At 61.2% G+C, this 17,807-nt stretch carries 13 protein-coding genes and 2 pseudogenes; 8 read left to right on the top strand and 7 right to left on the bottom strand.

Annotation, left to right across the window (positions count from 1 at the left end; all coding sequences use genetic code 11):
* Positions 1–140 precede the first annotated feature (140 nt).
* On the bottom strand, positions 141–1,115 hold the full coding sequence (locus QA609_RS15895) for a hypothetical protein (protein ID WP_278303582.1): 975 nt from the start codon (positions 1,113–1,115) through the stop codon (positions 141–143).
* A gap of 565 nt (positions 1,116–1,680) precedes the next feature.
* On the opposite strand from QA609_RS15895, the gene QA609_RS15890 reads away from it, so the two are divergent.
* The 3 genes from QA609_RS15890 to QA609_RS15880 all read left to right on the top strand — a co-directional run bounded on the left by QA609_RS15890 (position 1,681) and on the right by QA609_RS15880 (position 5,990).
* Positions 1,681–2,916 carry a PQQ-binding-like beta-propeller repeat protein gene (locus QA609_RS15890; protein WP_278303581.1) on the top strand — a complete coding sequence of 412 codons (1,236 nt, stop codon included), beginning with the start codon at positions 1,681–1,683 and terminating at the stop codon, positions 2,914–2,916.
* 194 nt (positions 2,917–3,110) lie between these two features.
* Positions 3,111–4,523 carry an O-antigen ligase family protein gene (locus QA609_RS15885; RefSeq protein ID WP_278303580.1) on the top strand — a complete coding sequence of 471 codons (1,413 nt, stop codon included), beginning with the start codon at positions 3,111–3,113 and terminating at the stop codon, positions 4,521–4,523.
* A 117-nt stretch (positions 4,524–4,640) separates the two neighbouring features.
* Positions 4,641–5,990, top strand: a complete 1,350-nt coding sequence (locus tag QA609_RS15880) for an acyl-CoA thioester hydrolase/BAAT C-terminal domain-containing protein (RefSeq protein WP_278303579.1) — start codon at positions 4,641–4,643, stop codon at positions 5,988–5,990.
* A gap of 119 nt (positions 5,991–6,109) precedes the next feature.
* On the opposite strand, the gene QA609_RS15875 is transcribed toward QA609_RS15880, so the two are convergent.
* Together QA609_RS15875 and tnpA are read right to left on the bottom strand one after the other, a co-directional pair.
* Complete coding sequence (locus QA609_RS15875) at positions 6,110–6,310, bottom strand: hypothetical protein (protein ID WP_278303578.1); 201 nt, start codon at positions 6,308–6,310, stop codon at positions 6,110–6,112.
* Positions 6,311–6,771: 461 nt separating this feature from the next.
* Positions 6,772–7,275 (bottom strand): annotated as a pseudogene (gene tnpA / locus QA609_RS15870) (IS200/IS605 family transposase).
* A gap of 53 nt (positions 7,276–7,328) precedes the next feature.
* Here tnpA and QA609_RS15865 point away from each other — a divergent pair.
* From QA609_RS15865 to QA609_RS15855, 3 genes are all read left to right on the top strand, one after another.
* Positions 7,329–7,484 (top strand): DUF2080 family transposase-associated protein, encoded by a 156-nt coding sequence (locus QA609_RS15865; protein ID WP_278293814.1) that lies wholly within the window; start codon positions 7,329–7,331, stop codon positions 7,482–7,484.
* The gene (locus QA609_RS15860; RefSeq protein ID WP_278303577.1) at positions 7,481–8,755 is read left to right on the top strand and encodes a transposase; all 1,275 of its coding nucleotides are present in this window, start codon (positions 7,481–7,483) and stop codon (positions 8,753–8,755) included. Before QA609_RS15865 ends, QA609_RS15860 begins: the two co-directional genes overlap by 4 nt.
* A 201-nt stretch (positions 8,756–8,956) precedes the next feature.
* The gene (locus tag QA609_RS15855; protein ID WP_278303576.1) at positions 8,957–10,294 is read left to right on the top strand and encodes a polysaccharide deacetylase family protein; all 1,338 of its coding nucleotides are present in this window, start codon (positions 8,957–8,959) and stop codon (positions 10,292–10,294) included.
* Between the two features lie 176 nt (positions 10,295–10,470).
* Here QA609_RS15855 and QA609_RS15850 read toward each other — a convergent pair whose 3' ends face one another.
* The 3 genes and pseudogenes from QA609_RS15850 to QA609_RS15840 all read right to left on the bottom strand — a co-directional run bounded on the left by QA609_RS15850 (position 10,471) and on the right by QA609_RS15840 (position 13,595).
* Complete coding sequence (locus tag QA609_RS15850; protein WP_278303575.1) at positions 10,471–10,926, bottom strand: hypothetical protein; 456 nt, start codon at positions 10,924–10,926, stop codon at positions 10,471–10,473.
* Between the two features lie 129 nt (positions 10,927–11,055).
* The gene (locus tag QA609_RS15845; RefSeq protein WP_278303574.1) at positions 11,056–12,225 is read right to left on the bottom strand and encodes a mechanosensitive ion channel family protein; all 1,170 of its coding nucleotides are present in this window, start codon (positions 12,223–12,225) and stop codon (positions 11,056–11,058) included.
* 114 nt (positions 12,226–12,339) lie between these two features.
* Positions 12,340–13,595, bottom strand: a pseudogene (locus QA609_RS15840) (transposase).
* A 513-nt stretch (positions 13,596–14,108) separates the two neighbouring features.
* Between QA609_RS15840 and QA609_RS15835 the strand changes: the two are divergent.
* Positions 14,109–14,333, top strand: coding sequence for a hypothetical protein (locus tag QA609_RS15835; RefSeq protein WP_278303573.1), 225 nt, complete (start codon positions 14,109–14,111; stop codon positions 14,331–14,333).
* A 609-nt stretch (positions 14,334–14,942) separates the two neighbouring features.
* On the opposite strand, the gene QA609_RS15830 is transcribed toward QA609_RS15835, so the two are convergent.
* Positions 14,943–15,176, bottom strand: a complete 234-nt coding sequence (locus tag QA609_RS15830) for a hypothetical protein (protein ID WP_278303572.1) — start codon at positions 15,174–15,176, stop codon at positions 14,943–14,945.
* Between the two features lie 698 nt (positions 15,177–15,874).
* On the opposite strand from QA609_RS15830, the gene glmS reads away from it, so the two are divergent.
* Positions 15,875–17,662, top strand: a complete 1,788-nt coding sequence (gene glmS, locus QA609_RS15825) for a glutamine--fructose-6-phosphate transaminase (isomerizing) (RefSeq protein WP_278303570.1) — start codon at positions 15,875–15,877, stop codon at positions 17,660–17,662.
* Positions 17,663–17,807 lie beyond the last annotated feature (145 nt).

Here is a 17,807-nt window from a genome sequence, read left to right as displayed (position 1 = left end):
GACACTCCCCAGAGTGTTTGATAGTGAACATTACTGTAAGGTGATGGCATAAAACATGACTGAGTTCCATGTCTTGCTGCGCGATACTGTTCAACAAAAAAGTAGGTAGAAAGTCTCGAGGCTCGACTCCAGGGTAGTTGCTACCGGCTAGGAATCTCGAGCACTGCGCTCAGGCGTTGGAAGAGACCGCTTTCGTGGGCACGCGCGTTCTCGACAGTCTCGTACTCCGCCTCAAGCGTCCCATCCCCGTTGAACGCGAGCACCGTCAGCTCCGTCTCTTCGGCCCGCGTCGCGACGTCGGTTTCGACGGCTCCTGACGTCGTAATCACGACCGGGAGGGCATCGAGTGACTCATTTGCGAACGCACAGAACCTGTCGACATCGTCGATCGCCGGCGTCTCATGGATCGAGACGACTCGTTGTTCGCCCATCAACTCGTCTCGAGCCAGAAGGTGGACCGGTTGGGACGTTCCCCCATCGGTCACCGTCGTGTCGACCTCCGTCGTAAACCGTCGTTCCTCGAGTGTCTCCCTGGCGATCTGTCGGGCCCGTTTCTGGCGGTCGAGCCACTCCCTGCCGCTATCGGTGAGGCTGTAGCGGTACAGCACGCGCTCGGTCGCCTCCAGCGGCGGGAGGTGGTTCGTACATTCCCGGCACCGCAGTCGGTCATCGGGCGTTTGGAACCGCTCGGAACACGCCTTACAGACGTATTGGTGTCTCTTCTCGATATCAACTGATTTGAGGTCCTGTTCACACTCGGGACACCGGTAGCCGTCGTCGGTCTCAAACTCCGACTCCTGTCCCGTATGGCCACAGCTGTGTTCGACCAGCGTGGTCTGGACCGCGTGGGGATCCTTGCAGGCCGGACAGGCAGTCGTATACTGGAGCCCCTCGGTTGTACAGTCCGGACAGACGTACACCTTCGTGATGAACTCGTCTGCCAGCACGCCACGGGCGGTAAACCGCTCAAGGACGGTTACTGGTTCGCTGTCGGTCGCATCGAGACACTGGTCTGCGTCGTTGTAGCTCACGGCCCCGTCGTCGGCGATCTCCGGTTCGAACGCCTCGGTACTAGTCAGTCGTTCGATCAGACGAAGTTCTCCTGGTGAAGCCATTGGTTGAGATAACTCTCTACTGAACCAGCATATATTTTTCTTCTTAGACATCAGCCACAAATTACAGTCCGGCAATAGTCCTGGAGGGCCCCGTTCCGGCGCTGTATCGCAAGAACCCATCGGCATACGCTTCGGGAACCGGCCGGCGGTCGCCCGAACGACTCGCGTGGGTGAAGCTCCCCTTCCAGAGTAAATCTGCTCTAATCCATATTATCAATAGAAGATATTAATATGTCTGCGAGAAAGCCTCATACGGCTGGAGGACACAGCGTGCCCCCTTCCCGGCACACCCGTTCATCCCCCACGGGTTGACCACCTCGGGCCTTTCTGTCCGCTGCGGTGTCCCGCGTGCAGAACGGTTCGTCCAGCCGCCCCGAAACCCTACGCTGGAGACTCCCCCATCTACCTGAGGCCGCTCTCGGCACAGCCATGCTACGGGTGCTTCCGTTCAGCATGGACCGTTCTAAATACCGAATACTTCTCAGAATCAGTTTTACCCACCTACTAGACACAACTATTATATAATTGTTAGAGAAACAGATAATCAGTAGGTGTCAAAAAGGAGATGGCAGACTGGCAACGTCGATCGGTACTGGCGACAGGTGCAACGCTTACGGCTGGTGGACTTCTTGCGTCGCTCGGGAGTGGGACAGGCTCGGCAGAGAAGACGCCGCTTGAAGAGCCCAAAGGATGGTCATCCTACGCCGGCAACACGGGAAACACCCGGTTTGTCTCCACGAAAGGCGGGTTCGGGGGACCGGATCTCATCGACTGGCAGTACAGCGAGACCGGGGACGCAGTCGCGACCAACGAGATGGTTTATTTGCGAACGGGGGCGGGCGTCCACGGGCTCGATGCAGCGACCGGAGAGTGTCTGTGGACCTGTGAACGAATTGAGGCGGCAGGAACGCCAGCGGTCGACAACGGGACCGTGTTCGTTGCCGGCTCCCGGCTCACCGCGATCGACACCGACAGCGGCGACGTTCAGTGGAGCAAACAACTCGGCGACGAGGTTGCGATATCAGCGCCGGTCGCTGCGTTTGATTCCGTCTATCTCACCGTCGACGGCACGCTTTATGCCTTTGCGGCGGACGATGGTTCGCTCCGGTGGACGTGCGAGACCGTCCGTGTCACGCCCGAACACACCGACGACGACACGGATGCCGTCAGTTACGTGTTCAGCACGAAACCCTCTACGATCACCGCGATCGACGGCTCGGTGATCGGACTACTCGACGGTCGCCGGAGCAAGGGCTCGATCGACGCCGACGCCGTCGTGGCGTTCGACCCACTGTCAGGGACGACCCAGCGTTCGGCTCAGCTTCAAGCCGGCGACTTCGGAAACGGGCTTGCGGCGACCGACGACGCGCTGTTTATCGAAAACATCGGTGAGGAGGGCGTTACGAGTCTCAACGGCGACACAAAAAAGAGCGAGCGATTTATTTCCGATGCGCTGACGACCGCAGCTGTCGGCGACCGGACCGTCACCCGCGGTCGGTACGAACTCAAGATGACAGGCCCCGAGTCAGAGTGGTGCAAGAACGGATCGCATGCGTATGGTCCGCCGGCGATCATCGACGACACGGTCGTCGTCGCTCACAGCAACCCTGGACCGTCGAGCCCCGACGAGATTGTCGGCTACTGTCTCGAGGACGGCTGTGAAGAGTGGTGTTACACCTTCGACGAAACCCAGTGGAACGACGGGTTCAACGAGGAGTGTCTCGTCACCGAGGGCGCGGTCTACGTCGACCGCGACGAGGGGCTGACGGCGCTTTGCCCGCGTAGCGAGCGCTCCCAGTAGAGCAGTCCGCCGACTCCCCCAGCGAGTCCGGGCCACGCCGCGATCGCCCCGGTAGCGTGTGCGGCCAACAGCGCTGTGGCGTCCGGTCTCCGTCGACGCTGCCCGGCTCGTGTCTGGGGTGGGGGCGGTGACTCCCGGTCGCTCGATCGGTGACCAAAGGAAACCTTTACCCAAGACTTCTGACTAGTACACTCATGGGAACGGTCACACGGAGACCAGGGACGTCGCAGGGACGCCACCGGAGCGTGAGCCGGCTCGTAGCCGGCGCGATTTATGGGCTGTTCGGGCTGTATCTGGGGCTCGTGATCGTCGCGTACGCGACCGACCTGGTGTTCGCGTGGCAGCTCGCGGCGGTTGCCGTCCTGCTGGGGGCGGTGCTTGGTGTTCGTCTTGCCGTCGACCGCTATCGGGACTCGGAGCACCGCCAGGCTGCACTCCTGTCCGTGCTCGGCTTTGCCTTGGCCGTGTTCGCCATGATCTACCAGAGCAGTTCGCCCGGTCTCGGCCTCGGGCCAAGCCGGCCGCTTGCGATCACCGTCGTCTTCGTGCTGTTTCTGTCGTTCCTGTTGGTTATGACTGCGCCCCGACGGTATACGCCGGTCCAGTGGGGCGCTATCGGCTGTTTTATGACGCTTTCGATGCTTTATCTCGTCCACACGCTCGCGTTCGACCCCTCGAGTTCGCAGTCTCGATGGCCGATCTGGGCCATGTTCATCATGGGGACGAATCTGCTGGTCGTCCCACGGCTCGTTCCCGATCGGGTGTTCTTCTGGCTGCTGTCCTCTCTGGGTTCACTCGTTGTCCTCCTCGGGCTGGCCACCTACGGTGTCGGGGAGTACGCTATCTGGATCTTCGAGGTCCGCCAGTGGTCGAGCACGCCGCCGGTTCCCGGCGTCGGCACGACGCTCCAGTCGGTGTTCCCGAATCCGAACGGCTTCGGGCTGCTGTCGTTCGCCGGGTTCGTCGCGGCGGTCGTCGAGTTTCACCGGTCCATCGTTGCCCGGCGACCTCTGGGAGCGGGGCTGGCGATCGTAGCCGGCAGCCTCTGCGGGCTCGGGGTCTTGCTCTCGAACGCCCGGGCTTCGATGCTTGCAGCGGCGGTCGCCGTCGTGGTCTATGCGGGGTACGTTCTCGGCGGGCGCCATCTCGGTGCGCTCACGCTCGCCTCGACCGTCTTCGGCGTGGTCACCGTGCTTGCCGGCATGGCCGTCGGCCTCATCGATATCTCCTCGGCGAACCGATTTACGCTCTGGTCGGCGAGCCTGCGGGCGATTCGTGACGGACCGTTGCTGGTCGGTCACGGCGGTGGCCCGGCTAGCGTCGTGATCGAGCCCTATCTTGCGGCTGAGGCGGCGCCGTCGCCACACAACTCCTATCTGTCGGTCGTGATCCAGACCGGCCTCATCGGTGGGCTCGCCTATGTGGGTCTCCTCGGCGGCAGCATCGTCACCGGAATGCTCGAGACCGACAAACTCGACGCCGCGATGCTCGCGTTCGTGACCGGCTGGGTGATCCACCAGCTGTTCGAGTCGTACACGATGTTTCACTGGTCGCTGGGCTCGGTGTTGGTTACCCTCTCTGTCGGGTACCTGCTGTTCAGGGAGTGACCGACCCGACGACTCGGCGGAAGTACTGTCTCTTTTCGAGTATGATAAAGGTTCAAAAAGCCCTTATACCGCTACCGTCTGAGTTGAGGAACGAAGCGACGAGGGTTCCGTGACTCGATGCACAACGACGGACCACCGGCGACCGACAGGGGATCGCGGCGTGTGCGCTCGCGGCGCCAGGTGCTGGCGCTGCTGGGTGGGACAGCCAGCGTTGCGCTCACCGGGGGGACGCTGCCCGCCGACGAGTCGCCGACGGTCGACCATCCGGCGGCGGTCCGTGTCGACGAACCGATCGAGCTGACGGTCCGTGGCGTCCCCGCGGGGTCGGAACTCGAGGTCGTCCTCGACGGCGAGTACATGACCGGCGAGACGTTCGGTGCCGCCGTCACCGTCGAAGCCGAGACACCGACGCTGTCGCTGAACGAGGCTCCCATCGTCGGCGGCGACGTCCCCGCGGGACTCGACGTTCCAACCACGGGAGCCCTGATCCAGTTCGCCGACATCCCGTGGGCGGCGTACGCCGGAGCGGCTGGCGACCCGGCGCGGTGGCCCCCCGAGACAAGCCTGACCTACCACGTCGTGGCCGACGACCGGCCGATCGGTGCGCTGACCCTCTCGCGGTGGCACCCCGTTACTAACGTCGTTGAGCCGGCTGGCGACCTCGTCGGCCGGGTCTTCGAACCCTCGAGCGGTGGATCCGGACCGGGTGTGCTCGTCCTCCACGGCGCGGACGGGACACCCCAGGAGCATGTCGCCGCACTGCTGGCCCGACACGGGTTTACGGCGTTCGCCCTCGAGTACGTCAGTGGACCGGCGTTGTCGGAGGCGGTCGTTGAGGTCCCGATGGCGTACGTCAAGGCCGCGATCGACTGGCTGCGCGACCGCGAGCGGGTCGCCGGTGACCGGATCGGGGTCTGGGGTGTCGGTCGGGGTGGCGAGCTCGGACTGTTTGCGGGCAGTCTGTACGATGGGGTTGGGGCGGTCGTCTCTGTCGGCGGCAGCGGGGTCCTCTGGGAGGGTGGGGCGGTGCGTGGTCCCCCGGCGGGGACCGCCGCCTGGGCGGTCGACGATAGCTCGCGGTCGTATCTTTCGGTGGCGACGGGAGAGAGTGCAGACCGCCCTACGCGTTACGCCGAAGCCCTCGCGGCTGCCGGGGAACTCGAGGCCGAGACTGCAACGATCCCCGTCGAACGGATCGATGGACCGGTGCTGCTCGTTTCGGGCGACGACGACGAGGTCTGGCCCAGCGCGCGCCTCCACGCCCTCGCAGCCGACCGCCTCGAGGCACGCGACCACCCCTCATTCGAACACCTCCGGTACGCCGATGCTGGCCGGCAGATCCTGCAGCCGTATCTTCCCCTTCGTGGGACGGCAGGGCCAGAGTATGGTGGCACGCTCGCCGGCAACGCCGAGGCCGCACACGCCCACTGGCCCCGTGTTCTCGGGACTCTCTCGACACTTACGTAGCCACCTCGCTGGTGGAACGGACTTCCTGGAAATGCTGTGTTCACGACGAACGTCGTGGATTTTGTGTTTGCCCAGTATAGAGGCGGTCAGGCTACGACCGATTGTCGTCAGTGGATCGGTCAGGCGTTGTTCATCCGTTGGCTCTCCCGGGCGTTACACTCCTGGCACTCGCTGACGCGGTACGGTTCTCGAGAAAACGCCGTATTCCGCTGTTTTGTGCTCTCAGTCCGGATCTGTATGGACACACTGTGGAGCGTCTCACGTTCACACTGCGCACAGTACTCTGTCAGCCCATCGAAGGAGTGGTCCGTTGTTGCCATTGTCAATAGCTTTCGGCCGAACAAATATGAGTTTTTCTTTAGGTTCCAGATATCTAAAATTGAACTATCGTATACGAACCAGGATGAGATTCAGCCGAGGCGAATCACGTTTGGGGAAATGCCGTCCGCTCCCACCTGGTCGGTAGATTCCTTCTATAAATAGTGTTCAGGATATGTCTAAGCGGTACAAGATTAATACCTGTTCTTTGCAGAAGTTATTAGTGTAGGAACGAGTAGATTGTATACTGTCGGGGTGTCGGTGCCTGTTCAGGCGATCCGCCCCCGACTACCCTGTCAGGTAGGTCCGAAAGCGAGGGATTGACCGCAATCCCTCGCCCTCGGGCACCAACACTGCGATAGGCGTGTCGACTCGACGACACCGGGCTCTGTTCGGTCTTCTACAGGCGGAGCAGGCCGAGTGCCTCGGGGCTTGACCCCGAGGGTGAAGGCCGTACGCTCCGTTAAACGTGTTCCGTCCGCTCGATGTACTGCTCAATCGTGCCGGTCGAAACGTCACTTGCCGTCCCCACGTAGTACGATTCCTTCCAAAACCCACCGCCCCACAGGTACTTCTCCAAGAACAATTCGTATTGTTCCCACATTTCCCGTGCCGTGATACTCTTAACCGTTCGTACAATCTCACTCGGTGCGTGCTTCGGGTGGGCCGAAAGGAACAGATGTACGTGGTCGGGAGAAATGTGGAGTCGTTCAAGAGACGGAGTCTCTCGTGATCCCGAAAATCTTCGATTCTCGGACGATGACAGTATCTCGTATCCGTATTCGTCGCACACGTCGCGGAAACTCGCTTCCAGCGAACTCTCGATTGGTTCGAGAATCGCGTGCCGGTACTAAGCGGGATCTCCGATCCCGCGAGGTACGCAAAGCTTCGCTTTGCTTGACTTCGGACACCACACGAAGTGATAGTTGACGTTGTACACCGTGTGGTTCGACCGCTTCTCACCCATATTGAGAACACTTTACCGACACAGTCAAGTATATCTAATGGATATACACAGGTATGGCGAACCGCTTTGAAATCGAGGGTGAGGAAATTCTCGACGGTGAGGTCAAGCCGTTCGGGAACAGTGCCCACGTCACCGTCCCCAAACGCTGGCGAGGGGCCGACGTAAAAATCGTCCGTACCTCAGAACCCACCGAACAAGACGAAGAATGACCGACTCACAGGCTCTCGTCAAGACGTTGGTCTTCCAACTCGACATCCAGAGTGACAACGAGAGCCTACTGTACGACGCTACGCTCGAAGCCCGCCGGGTGTACAACGAAACCATCCGTCTCGCCAAGCAAGGCGTGGATTGGGACGCAATTCCCGACAGTGTGGCCGACGACGCCGACCTTGTGAAGAACACGACTCAGCGCGTCGTCGCCAAAGCACTCGGCGCGGTGGAGAACTACTACGAGTACGACGACTTCGGCAAACCCAGTCACACCAAGGACGGCACATACCCGCTTCGTGCGAACTACGAGGAAGGGTACAACCTGTCTCTCACCGACGACGGTGATGTGGCGTTCCGAATCAGCGCGAAGCCGTACAAGCACGTCAAGGGCGTTCTTGAAGGCGACGACGCCCACCTTGACGTTCTCAAAACTGCGCTCACAGGTGACGAGTGGAAGATTGGGACTGCTGAAACCCTATTTCACAACGAGAACGCCGAGTTACACGTCAACGTCACCAATACCAAGCAGACCGTCCGAGACAAGCAGGACTCACGGACGGTTATCGGCGTGGACGTGAACGAGGACAACGTGTCCCTTACCGCTCTCTCCGAAGGTGGCGTCGAGGACACGTTGGTCATCGACTTCCCAGAAATCAAGTTCGAGCGACACTGCTACTTCACGATGCGGAAGCGCGTGCAGAACGCTGGAAAGGACAGCATCCACGACACGTTGGAAGGGCGTGAGGAACGGTTTGTCCGTGACCGACTCCACAAAGTGAGCCGTCACATCGTGGAGTGGGGCCGTCAGTTCGAGAAGCCATGTATCGTCTTTGAAGACCTCAAAGAGATGCGCGACAGTATCGACTACGGTACGCGGATGAATCGGCGCTTGCACCACCTCCCGTTCCGCGCCCTTCAGTTCTATACATCGTACAAGGCATTGTTCGTGGGGATTCCGACCGCGTGGATTGACCCTGCGTACACGAGTCAGCGGTGTCCGATGTGTGGTCACACGGAGCGTGCGAACCGCAACAAGAAGCGGTTCAAGTGTCGGTCGTGTGGGCATCAAGACCACAGTGACCGTAGTGCAAGCGTCAATATCGCTGTGCAGGGCGTGAAGAAACTCGATTGGAATGTGCCTGCTCTCAACAGCCTTCCCGTTGTTCGGAAGGTGCGACGGCGGGCATCGGGGGCTGTGGACGCCCCGTCCGTGACCCACGACACCGTTCGAGGGTATCAGACCGATGGTGTCGCGGGAGTGTCCGACTAATCCACGGGAAGCCTCGGGGCTTGACCCCGAGGCGGTTCACTCGTGAGGAGTGGACACGCCTGCAGCAGGTGACCCCGACCGGTCGTGTGGCGACGGTCGGGTTCTCGATGGTCGTTCTCTCCCGGCTGCCGAGAACACACCTTTTCAATCTTCATTCTGATTCCAAAATAGTAAAATAATACTTCTCCTAACACCTATCCAATGGTGGAACGTTCGCGGTTCCGACGACAGTTTCTGGCAGCGTCCGGTGCGACGGTGGGGATGGCTCTGGCCGGTTGTATGGATCAGATCAGTTCCGGCTCTTCGGACGACGAGGGCAACGAGTCGTCGAACGAGACCGACGGGGGGGACACCGAGACCGCGGACTCGGACGGTGTCGACTCGCCCGAACTTACCGTCGAGACGGAGTACAACAGCCGCGAGGAGTACCGACAGCCCGGCGAGGCGTTCGTCGACTTCGAGAACCTCGAGGAGTGGGAGCTGCTGGATGGATCGGGTGACGCCGAGACGGACGTCGTCTTCGACGGGAGCCAGAGCCTGCGGCTGACCGCCGAGGACGAGGGGAACGCCGTCGTGGCGACGGAGTTCGAGGCGACGGATCTGAGCGACCGTGACGTCTCGATGGCGGTCCGGACGACGACGCCGGCGAACATTGCCCTCGAGATCCAGCTCCGGGATATCTACGGCGGCTACGCGAGCTACATGCTGCAGTCGGTCTCCTACGGCAGCGACGAGCCCGGCTGGTTCCGAATCTGTCCCGGTTTCGCCGACGAGAGCACGACCCCCGTCGAGCAGGACGCGATCGACGAACTGCGTGTCGTGGTTCACAACACCGGTGACGAAGCCGAGGTCTGGGTCGATGATATTCGCACACACGAGAAGCCCGACCAGGGTTACGTCATCCTCTGTTGGGACGATGGGTTCGAGGACTTCTATGAGCCGGCGGGGCCGGTACACGACGAGTACGACGTCACCGCGGTCCAGGCGGCCGTTCGTCAGTGGACCCGCGATCAACGCGACGGCATTATGACGACCGACCAGCTCCTCGAGCGCCAGGAGGCCGGCGATCAGATCGTCGCCCACGGCACTCACACCGCGTTTGCCGACCTCGAGCCGGACGACCTGCGGGACTCGATCGAGATCGATAAGAACTGGGCGGTCCAGAACGAGTTCCAGGGCGGCCACTATCTCGTGTTCCCCCACAACAACTTCAACCGGGAGGTCCTCGAGTTGGTGTCGGACTACTACTACGCCGGCGGGTTCAACCAGGCCGGGAACGTCAACCTCACCGGCGTCACCGGCTACGATCCGCTCGTCCTCCCGCGGACGATCGGCCACGACCTCGGGATCGCGATGCAGTGTGTCGACGCCGCTGCCCAGCACCGCCAGTGTACGATCCTGAACTTCCATGCCTTCGATCAGGACAACACGATGGATGCCGGCGACTACGAGGAGCTGATCCAGTATATCGCAGAGACCGACGGCGTCGAGACCATCGACTTCGACGACCTGTGGGCGATGCGCCGGGCGGGACACTGATAGAGGGCGTGTCAGAACCGGACGCTCCGTCGCTCGGCGCCCACGGCGGTGACGACAGCCGTCGCTAGTCGACAGCGACCGCGGGAGACTCGGCCAGCCGGCCGCGTGCATGCGATGGCTCTCGAGGGGCCGGCCGCACACCTCGACGGCCGGCTGATCGACGAGAGAGCCAGCCGCTACTGAAGGTCAGCGTTGTCAGGAAGCTCCTCGTCGAGGGCCTGCAGGGCGTGGAGGAGTCGGTCCAACTCGGTATCCAGTTCCTCGATCCGCTGTTCGACCGCAATAAACCGTTGGGGAATATTCCGCTCGACCTCGGCGACCGGAAACTGTCCGCCCTCGCAGTCAGTGTAGTACAGCGTCCCGTCGAGCGAGTGGACCTTGAGACGCTCGTGCCAGGCGAGTTTCTCCAGTCGACACGCCACGAGCACGATCCGCGATGCGCTGACGGCGTCGTCCTCGGCGAGCAACGCGTCAGGAAACACCTCGGGTGTCGTCTCTACGAGGGATTCGGTGATCTCTGCGGGCGTGTACGCCATCTCCGAGCGTGCCCGGAGGAACCGCTCGATCTCTACCTCCAGCGTATCGACCCGGCTACTCCGTGCCCACCGATCCGACTCGACGTCAACTGGCATTGACCGTCCGTTCAATGTCGATATATATTAATCCTCTTCCAGTAATCGAATTAATCATCATATCCTAGCAGATAGTATGGCGAACCAACTGTGGTCACGCAGGGTGTGACCGCCCTCACAGCCGTAGCCTCAATCCTGCTCGTAGCTGGAGACCATCTGCTTGTCCCTCGTCGGTTTCGCGTCCGTGACCGAGCGGAGGTGTGGGTACGGAATGTTGATTCTGGCGTCCTCGAGCGCCGTTTTCACCGCCTCGAGCACCTCGTCTTCGGCCTTCCACATCTTTTCCGTGTTGGGTCTATCGACCCAGAACCGGATTCGGAGGACGACCGACGAGTCGTCTAACTCCTCGATGCGGACCGACGGAAACGGGGTTTCCTCGACGATCTCGAGCGAGTCGACCGCCTCCCGTGCGACCTCGCGGGCGGTTTCGAGATCGGCGTCGTAGTCGACACCGACATCGACTGCGAATCGGAGCCGGTTTTCGTTGCTGCGGTTGCGGATCGTTTGGCTGCCGACCACCTCGTTCGGGATAATGACGTGTTCGCCGTTTGGCCCGCGGATCCGGGTGTGGACGATCGTGATGTCGGTGACGATCCCCCGGTCGTCGCCGACGAGGATCCAGTCACCGATCTCGAACGGCCGCGAGAACATGAGGATAAACCCCGCGATGACCGAGCCGAGCGTTTCCTGTGCGGCGAAGCCGAGAATCACTCCGATGACGCCCGCGCCGACGAGCAGTCCCGAGATATCGAAGTTCCACAGGGTGAGAACGAACAGCACCGCCGTGAGCAACAGCGTGAGCTGGAGGACCCGGGTAACGATCTCCCGGTCGTGGCGATCGATTCCGGAGGTGTTCGCCGAGAGCGAGTCCATCCACGAGGAGACCGCCAACCCCCCGAAATACGCCGTGATCAGCACGACCCCGCTCGCCACCATCCGCGAGAGGGTCGGCCACATGACGGTGAGGATCTCGATTGTGTACCAGATGGGTGATTCGCATCCCCAGAGGTGAAGCACGCCGACGGTGCCACCGACCACGACGGTCAGCTGGCTGAGCCGCACGATCGCGTGGGTGAGTCGGCCGATCGGGAGATAGCCGTCGAGCGTCTCGCCCCACTCACGTTCAGTTGCGTTCTCGAGTGTCGCCTTCAGCCGCTGGATGCCACGCGGGAGTACCGCCAGTAGGAGCCCCGTCGCGAGGAGGACCACGACCGTCAGACCGAGGAGCTGTTCCTGGGTCGTGACGAACGGCAGGGAGGAGACCGTCTCGTCGGCGATCGTCTGACCGCTGTCGCTCATTGGCCGCGGTAGCAGTCACAGCCCAAAACATCTAGTAAACTACCCCCACCCTACTTCGCTCACCACATACGCGGTTCGCTCGTTGAGGGGGGCTTTGATGTGGACTCCCAGCGGTCAACTCTCGGCGGTTGGCCGATAGCCGTTGCCGTTCAACGTCCCACCAGTTATACGCACGTCTACTGGTGCGTCTGCGCTCCCCGACGTGGGCGAGGAACGCAGTCTGTGCTGTCGTTTCCGCGTATACCGCAGTCCGACGTTTTTCGCGCCGTTGTAGTCCGCATTGATTTCGTACCCACATTTCAAACACCGGAACTGCTCGCCGTCGCGGTTGTCTTCGTGGGTAAAGCCACAGTCGGTGTGCGAACACCGCTGGCTCGTGTGGTCTGGCTCAACCTGTTCAACCACTACACCTCGTTCTGGCGCTTTGTACTCAACGTACTCGACAAGACGGCGGAACGCCCACACATGATGCCAGTTAGCGTGTGTCAGTCGCTCACGAATATCGGTCAAATCCTCAAACACGATCACGTCACAGTCGTGGTCAATCGCTTCCTCAACGATCTCGTTGGCGATCGTGTGGATGTACTGTTTCCGCCATGCTCTCTCACGCTTTCCAAGCCGAAGTAAGGCGTTGTGAGCAGTTTGGGTACCACGCTGTTGCATCTCTGCTCGGCGTTTTTCAAACTCCTGTATCCAGTGGTCGTACTCGTCACCGCTCCAGAACGTGCCCGTGCTGGCGACGGCGAGACTGTTCACACCGAGGTCGATACTGAGGACTGTCTGGTGCCCGGTATCGTCCGAAACCTCGATTTCAACAGTGTCACCCTTTTTGTCTACCTTCCGCGTTTTGACGTGGAAATAGAACTCGTTGGTTGCTTGGTCGTACTGGAGTGTACTCGTCCGAAACTCGTAGTCTTGGGACAGCACGTACTCTTCGTATGGCGTTGGACTGTCTGCTGGCAACTCAAAGTCACATTCGATGCGTCCGTTCACTGTGGAGAGTGAGATTTGTTCCGGTAGAATGTCGCACTCCGCTTGTCGTAGACCATACTCCACGAGGTGAATTCTGGTTTGTTCGTCCGTTTGCCCTTTTTCCAGCGGTCAACACCACTATCGACGGCGTGGACGGCACGCCGGATGGCTTCTTGCACAAGGTTTGCCGTAAGGTCTGTTTCCTCGCGGAGACGGTCATACAAGGCGTTTCTGGCTTCCACGTTGGAGGTTACGCAGTCTTCGTAGTCGGTGCTGTCCCAACAGTAGTCGCTCGCCTCGTTCGCACAGTACAGGAATTGCTCAGCGGTTTCGTGGAGGGCGTCACGGGACTCCTTGGGAACAACGAGTTTGACCGGTGCGGTACGCCTGACCTCCATAGTTCAGATGTTGCTTCGACGGTGCTTATTGATTTGGGAGTCGGACAGCTACAGTCCCATCATTTGTGTCGCGGAGTGTCGGCTTCTGCGCGCGGGCTTTGCCCGCTCGCACGGCCCGCGGAACTCTGTTCCGCGCTGTCCTCCCCGGCCTACTCGCTTCGCGCTTCCGACTGGTCGGAAGCCCTCGCTCTCTCCTCACGGGCCGCACGACTTGAGGCCGGGGGCTCCGCCTCGAAACTGCTGAAACGAAGTGACTGGGATGGCGCGCTCCCGGCGACGATCCGTGTCGCTGGGCGTGGGGAGCCGACCGCCGACTGGCCCGTGTTCCACCCACAGCCGACGGTGAAACGGCTGGGAGCTACGGCGTGGTCCGGCGGCGAGGAGCCGGCCGCGCGTCGCGGATAGTAACGGCTATATGTCGCTTCGATGATAGTGCAGTCACAGCTTGCACCCACTTTCGAAGCGAACCCTGTGCGACGACGACCACCCCCACTGCGATTCCTGCCAGCCGCCATGATCGAGCAACCGCGACTGGCAGCGCTCGGTATCGCGATTATGATCGTCGGGCTGCTCTGGATGGGAGCTGCGTACCTCTGGGGGGGCGATTCAGAGTCGGCGGACGAGAGACCAAACGCCGAGTTCCCAGCCACACCCGTCGGTGCCGAGGGGGAACCGGATACCGAGGACGATGGTGGGCCCACCGGCGAACGAACGGACCGGACTGAGGATGAGGGTTAGATAGGCACTCCTCCTTTCCAATACTTATTTTATCCCTCAGACGTAATAGTTGCATATGGCTGGTGGCAGAATTAACCTCATGGCTATCAATTCTATAGACAGTGGTAACCAAAATAATAACTGTGCTCGGAGATATAGATTCAATAGAAGGAGAAGGTAGAATGAACGAGACAATTATTATCGAATGGTCTCCCGAAGATACCTGTAGTCAGCGATATGTTTTCGAACCACAGAAGGGTGAGAGATGGCTTCGCACCCAAAAGAAGCGCCAGGACGGGAGTTGGCAGATCGTTACACAGGAGTTCGTCACCGACGTACGACTCGAGTGTCCACCAAGGGACCCTCACGGCGACCACGGCGTCGATACCTACCGTGGTCCCTGAACTGGGCTCGCAGCCACCTGTCGATCACCCGAACGCCACCGAACCGAAGCCCACCATCACAGCGGATCGTTCCGATCGGCGTCCGTTTCGAAGGGGCCCGTCTACGGGCCTCCCAGGCAGCTGTCGGGCGTCGTCCGGATCGAGCGGCGCGACCGGGTGTTCGGCGTACAGTCACAGGATGGGTTCCGGCGGTACCATCACAGGCCCACCCAACAGCTCCTGCGGCCTACCGCCCGTTTTCGGTTTGCGGTTTAGTCGACGGCCAGTTCGTGGCCCGGTCGAGGCGCTCAAGCATCACTGTCGACGGCTCGTCGCCGAGGGTCTCACAGACTCGCAGATACCGCTCGAGAAGCTCGATTTCGTCGTCGTATCGGAGATCCTTCCGGTAGGTGATCGCCAGATGCCGATAGTAGCTGTGTGGCGGCTTGTCGTACCCCTTGCCCTCCGCTTCCGCCTCCACAAAATCGATACACCACAGAAGTAGTTCCTCCGCTTCATCGTGACGTCTCTCACGCTTGAGTCGTTTGACGTCGGCGACCGCATGGGTCGGACGAGTGTAAGGCTGTTCCTCGATCCGAGCAAACCCGAACTGCTCTCGGATGATCTCCTCGATCAAGCTCGTCTGCTGCGATGACTTCGTCTCGGTCGTTCCTTCGGTTCGTGATCTACGCAGCCCAGAGAACAGCCGAGAGGCGAGCCGTCGCATCTCTCGTGTTATTTTAGTCGGGTGCTATTGAAACTCGTCTAGAAAAGAGATGACTGCCGTCGACCAGTTGTCAGTCGACGGGCGAGCTATCGTCGACCGATTCTCGCCAGCTAGTACGCTGTCGAGTCTCGAGACAGTCTTGCCCACGCATTAAAACGACAGCTCTAGGGGAGGATGCCCGCGACCGACCGAGGAGCCGCTGGCGCCCGAAACGCCCACGATTCAGTGCAACGAGACCGAATCCGATCGGGGTCCTGTTTCGTCACCGGGACACACCGCTCCACCCGACTCCCGTTCGTTCGCCTTTGCCGACGGAGATACTTCACCCAGCACTGACCGAAATAAATAAACAGGAACACCTCCGTTGGTAATAGTATGTCGAGTGTGCAGACTATTTGTGACCTACATCTTATCATAAGTGGGAAGCTAATTAATCCGGAGAGGGAGAGCTAATGTGTGGGATTATCGGCTACACCGGGGAGGGAAACACGCGTGAGGTCCTCCTGACGGGACTCTACGGGTTGGAGTACCGGGGGTACGACTCGGCGGGCGTCGCCCTCGCGGCGGACCCGATAGCCGTCACCAAACGCGAGGGCGACGTCGCGACGCTCGAGTCGGCCCTCACCGCGGAGGGACTCGACGGGGTGGCCGGTCTCGGCCATACCCGCTGGAGCACCCACGGACCGCCCTCCGACGAGAACGCCCATCCCCACACCGACTGCGAGGGCCGCGTTGCGGTCGTCCACAACGGGATCATCGAAAACTACCAGACGCTGCGCGACGAGCTCGCCGCGCGTGGCCACGCCCTCACCAGCGAGACCGACACAGAGGTCATCCCCCACCTGATCGAGGAACGTCTCGCAGCGGGCGCGGACCGCCAGACGGCGTTTCGTCAGGTTGTCGACCGCCTCGAGGGGAGTTACGCCGTCGCGGCGGTGTTTGAGGATACCGACACCATCTACGCGGCACGCCACGAGTCGCCGCTGGTCGTCGGCCTCAGCGACGAGGGGAACTACCTCGCGAGTGACGTCCCCGCGTTCATCGAGTACACCGACCGCGTGATCTACCTCGAGGACGGCGAGTTCGCGACGCTGACGCCCGACAGCGTCACCGTCACCGACGCGTCGGGGAGCGTCGTGGTGCCGACGGTCAATGAAGTCGCCTGGGAGCCCGAGGACGCCGGCAAGGGTGGCTACGACCACTACATGAAAAAGGAGATCCACGAACAGCCCCGTGCGATCCGGAACTGCCTGCGGGGCCGGGTCGACGCCGCCGCGGGTCGCCTCACCCTCGAGGAGTTGGCCGACCTCAAGGCACCTAGCCGGATCCAGCTCGTCGCCTGCGGGACCTCGTATCACGCCGCCCGCTACGGAGCACGGCTGCTGCGCGAACACGACGTGCCGGCCCAAGCGTTTCTCGCCAGCGAGTACCGTGCAGAGACCGTCCCGGTCGGCGGCGAGACACTCGTCATCGGTGTCACCCAGAGCGGCGAGACCGCCGACACGATGCGGGCGCTTCGGGAGGCGAACAGCGCCGGCGCGGTGACGCTTGCACTGACCAATACCGTTGGGAGTTCGGCTGCCCGTGAGTGCGATCACGTCTGTTACATCCGGGCCGGCCCCGAGATCGGTGTTGCGGCGACGAAGACGTTCGCGAGTCAGCAGGTCGCGTTGGCCCTAGTTACCAGCACGCTGGTCGATACCCCCGACCCGGCGTTGCTTGATGCCCTGGCCGAGCTGCCCGCCCAGATCCAGACTGTCCTCGACGATTCCCAGGCGCGGGCAATCGCCGACGCATACGTCGACGCCGACGCCTACTTCTTTATCGGCCGGGAGTACACCGCTCCGGTCGCGCTCGAGGGCGCACTGAAGATGAAGGAGATCACGTACAAACACGCCGAGGGGTTCGCTGCCGGCGAGCTCAAACACGGGCCGTTAGCGCTGGTGACCGAACGAACACCGGTGTTCGCACTGTTGACCGCGGGCTCGCGCCTGGAGAAGACCCTGGGCAACGTCAGGGAGGTCCAGGCCCGGGGTGCCCCCGTCATCGCGGTCACCGACGTCCCCGATCGGGTTCGTCACTCGGTCGATCACGTCCTCGAGGTGCCCTCCACCCATCCCCATCTGACGCCGATTCTGGCCAACATCCAGCTCCAGTTGGCGTCGTACTGGATCGCAAACCGCCTGGAGCGCTCGATCGACAAACCACGCAACCTCGCAAAGAGCGTCACAGTCGAATAAGGACACCAGCGGCAGCCAGCGCCGTGTGATCCCGTAGCTGTTTGCTCTCTACCCAACTGACTACCGCTATGATTTTTCCAGTTAATTCATATACAGATAGAGTGAACAGCAGTCTACTGGTCGACACACTCAGTGAGACGGTTCG

Origin of the sequence: Natronococcus sp. A-GB7, assembly GCF_029688865.1 — an archaeon.
Taxonomy (GTDB): Archaea; Halobacteriota; Halobacteria; order Halobacteriales; family Natrialbaceae; genus Natronococcus.
Note: the sequence above shows the minus strand (reverse complement) of the source record. Positions and strands in the feature narration are given on the sequence as shown.

What these genes read in the sequence shown, in the direction of transcription:
- QA609_RS15895 (WP_278303582.1), bottom strand. Translation starts at nt 1,115, where the DNA reads ATGGCTTCACCAGGAGAACTTCGTCTGATCGAACGACTGACTAGTACC.
- QA609_RS15890 (WP_278303581.1), top strand. Translation starts at nt 1,681, where the DNA reads ATGGCAGACTGGCAACGTCGATCGGTACTGGCGACAGGTGCAACGCTT.
- QA609_RS15885 (WP_278303580.1), top strand. Translation starts at nt 3,111, where the DNA reads ATGGGAACGGTCACACGGAGACCAGGGACGTCGCAGGGACGCCACCGG.
- QA609_RS15880 (WP_278303579.1), top strand. Translation starts at nt 4,641, where the DNA reads ATGCACAACGACGGACCACCGGCGACCGACAGGGGATCGCGGCGTGTG.
- QA609_RS15875 (WP_278303578.1), bottom strand. Translation starts at nt 6,310, where the DNA reads ATGGCAACAACGGACCACTCCTTCGATGGGCTGACAGAGTACTGTGCG.
- QA609_RS15865 (WP_278293814.1), top strand. Translation starts at nt 7,329, where the DNA reads ATGGCGAACCGCTTTGAAATCGAGGGTGAGGAAATTCTCGACGGTGAG.
- QA609_RS15860 (WP_278303577.1), top strand. Translation starts at nt 7,481, where the DNA reads ATGACCGACTCACAGGCTCTCGTCAAGACGTTGGTCTTCCAACTCGAC.
- QA609_RS15855 (WP_278303576.1), top strand. Translation starts at nt 8,957, where the DNA reads ATGGTGGAACGTTCGCGGTTCCGACGACAGTTTCTGGCAGCGTCCGGT.
- QA609_RS15850 (WP_278303575.1), bottom strand. Translation starts at nt 10,926, where the DNA reads ATGCCAGTTGACGTCGAGTCGGATCGGTGGGCACGGAGTAGCCGGGTC.
- QA609_RS15845 (WP_278303574.1), bottom strand. Translation starts at nt 12,225, where the DNA reads ATGAGCGACAGCGGTCAGACGATCGCCGACGAGACGGTCTCCTCCCTG.
- QA609_RS15835 (WP_278303573.1), top strand. Translation starts at nt 14,109, where the DNA reads ATGATCGAGCAACCGCGACTGGCAGCGCTCGGTATCGCGATTATGATC.
- glmS (WP_278303570.1), top strand. Translation starts at nt 15,875, where the DNA reads ATGTGTGGGATTATCGGCTACACCGGGGAGGGAAACACGCGTGAGGTC.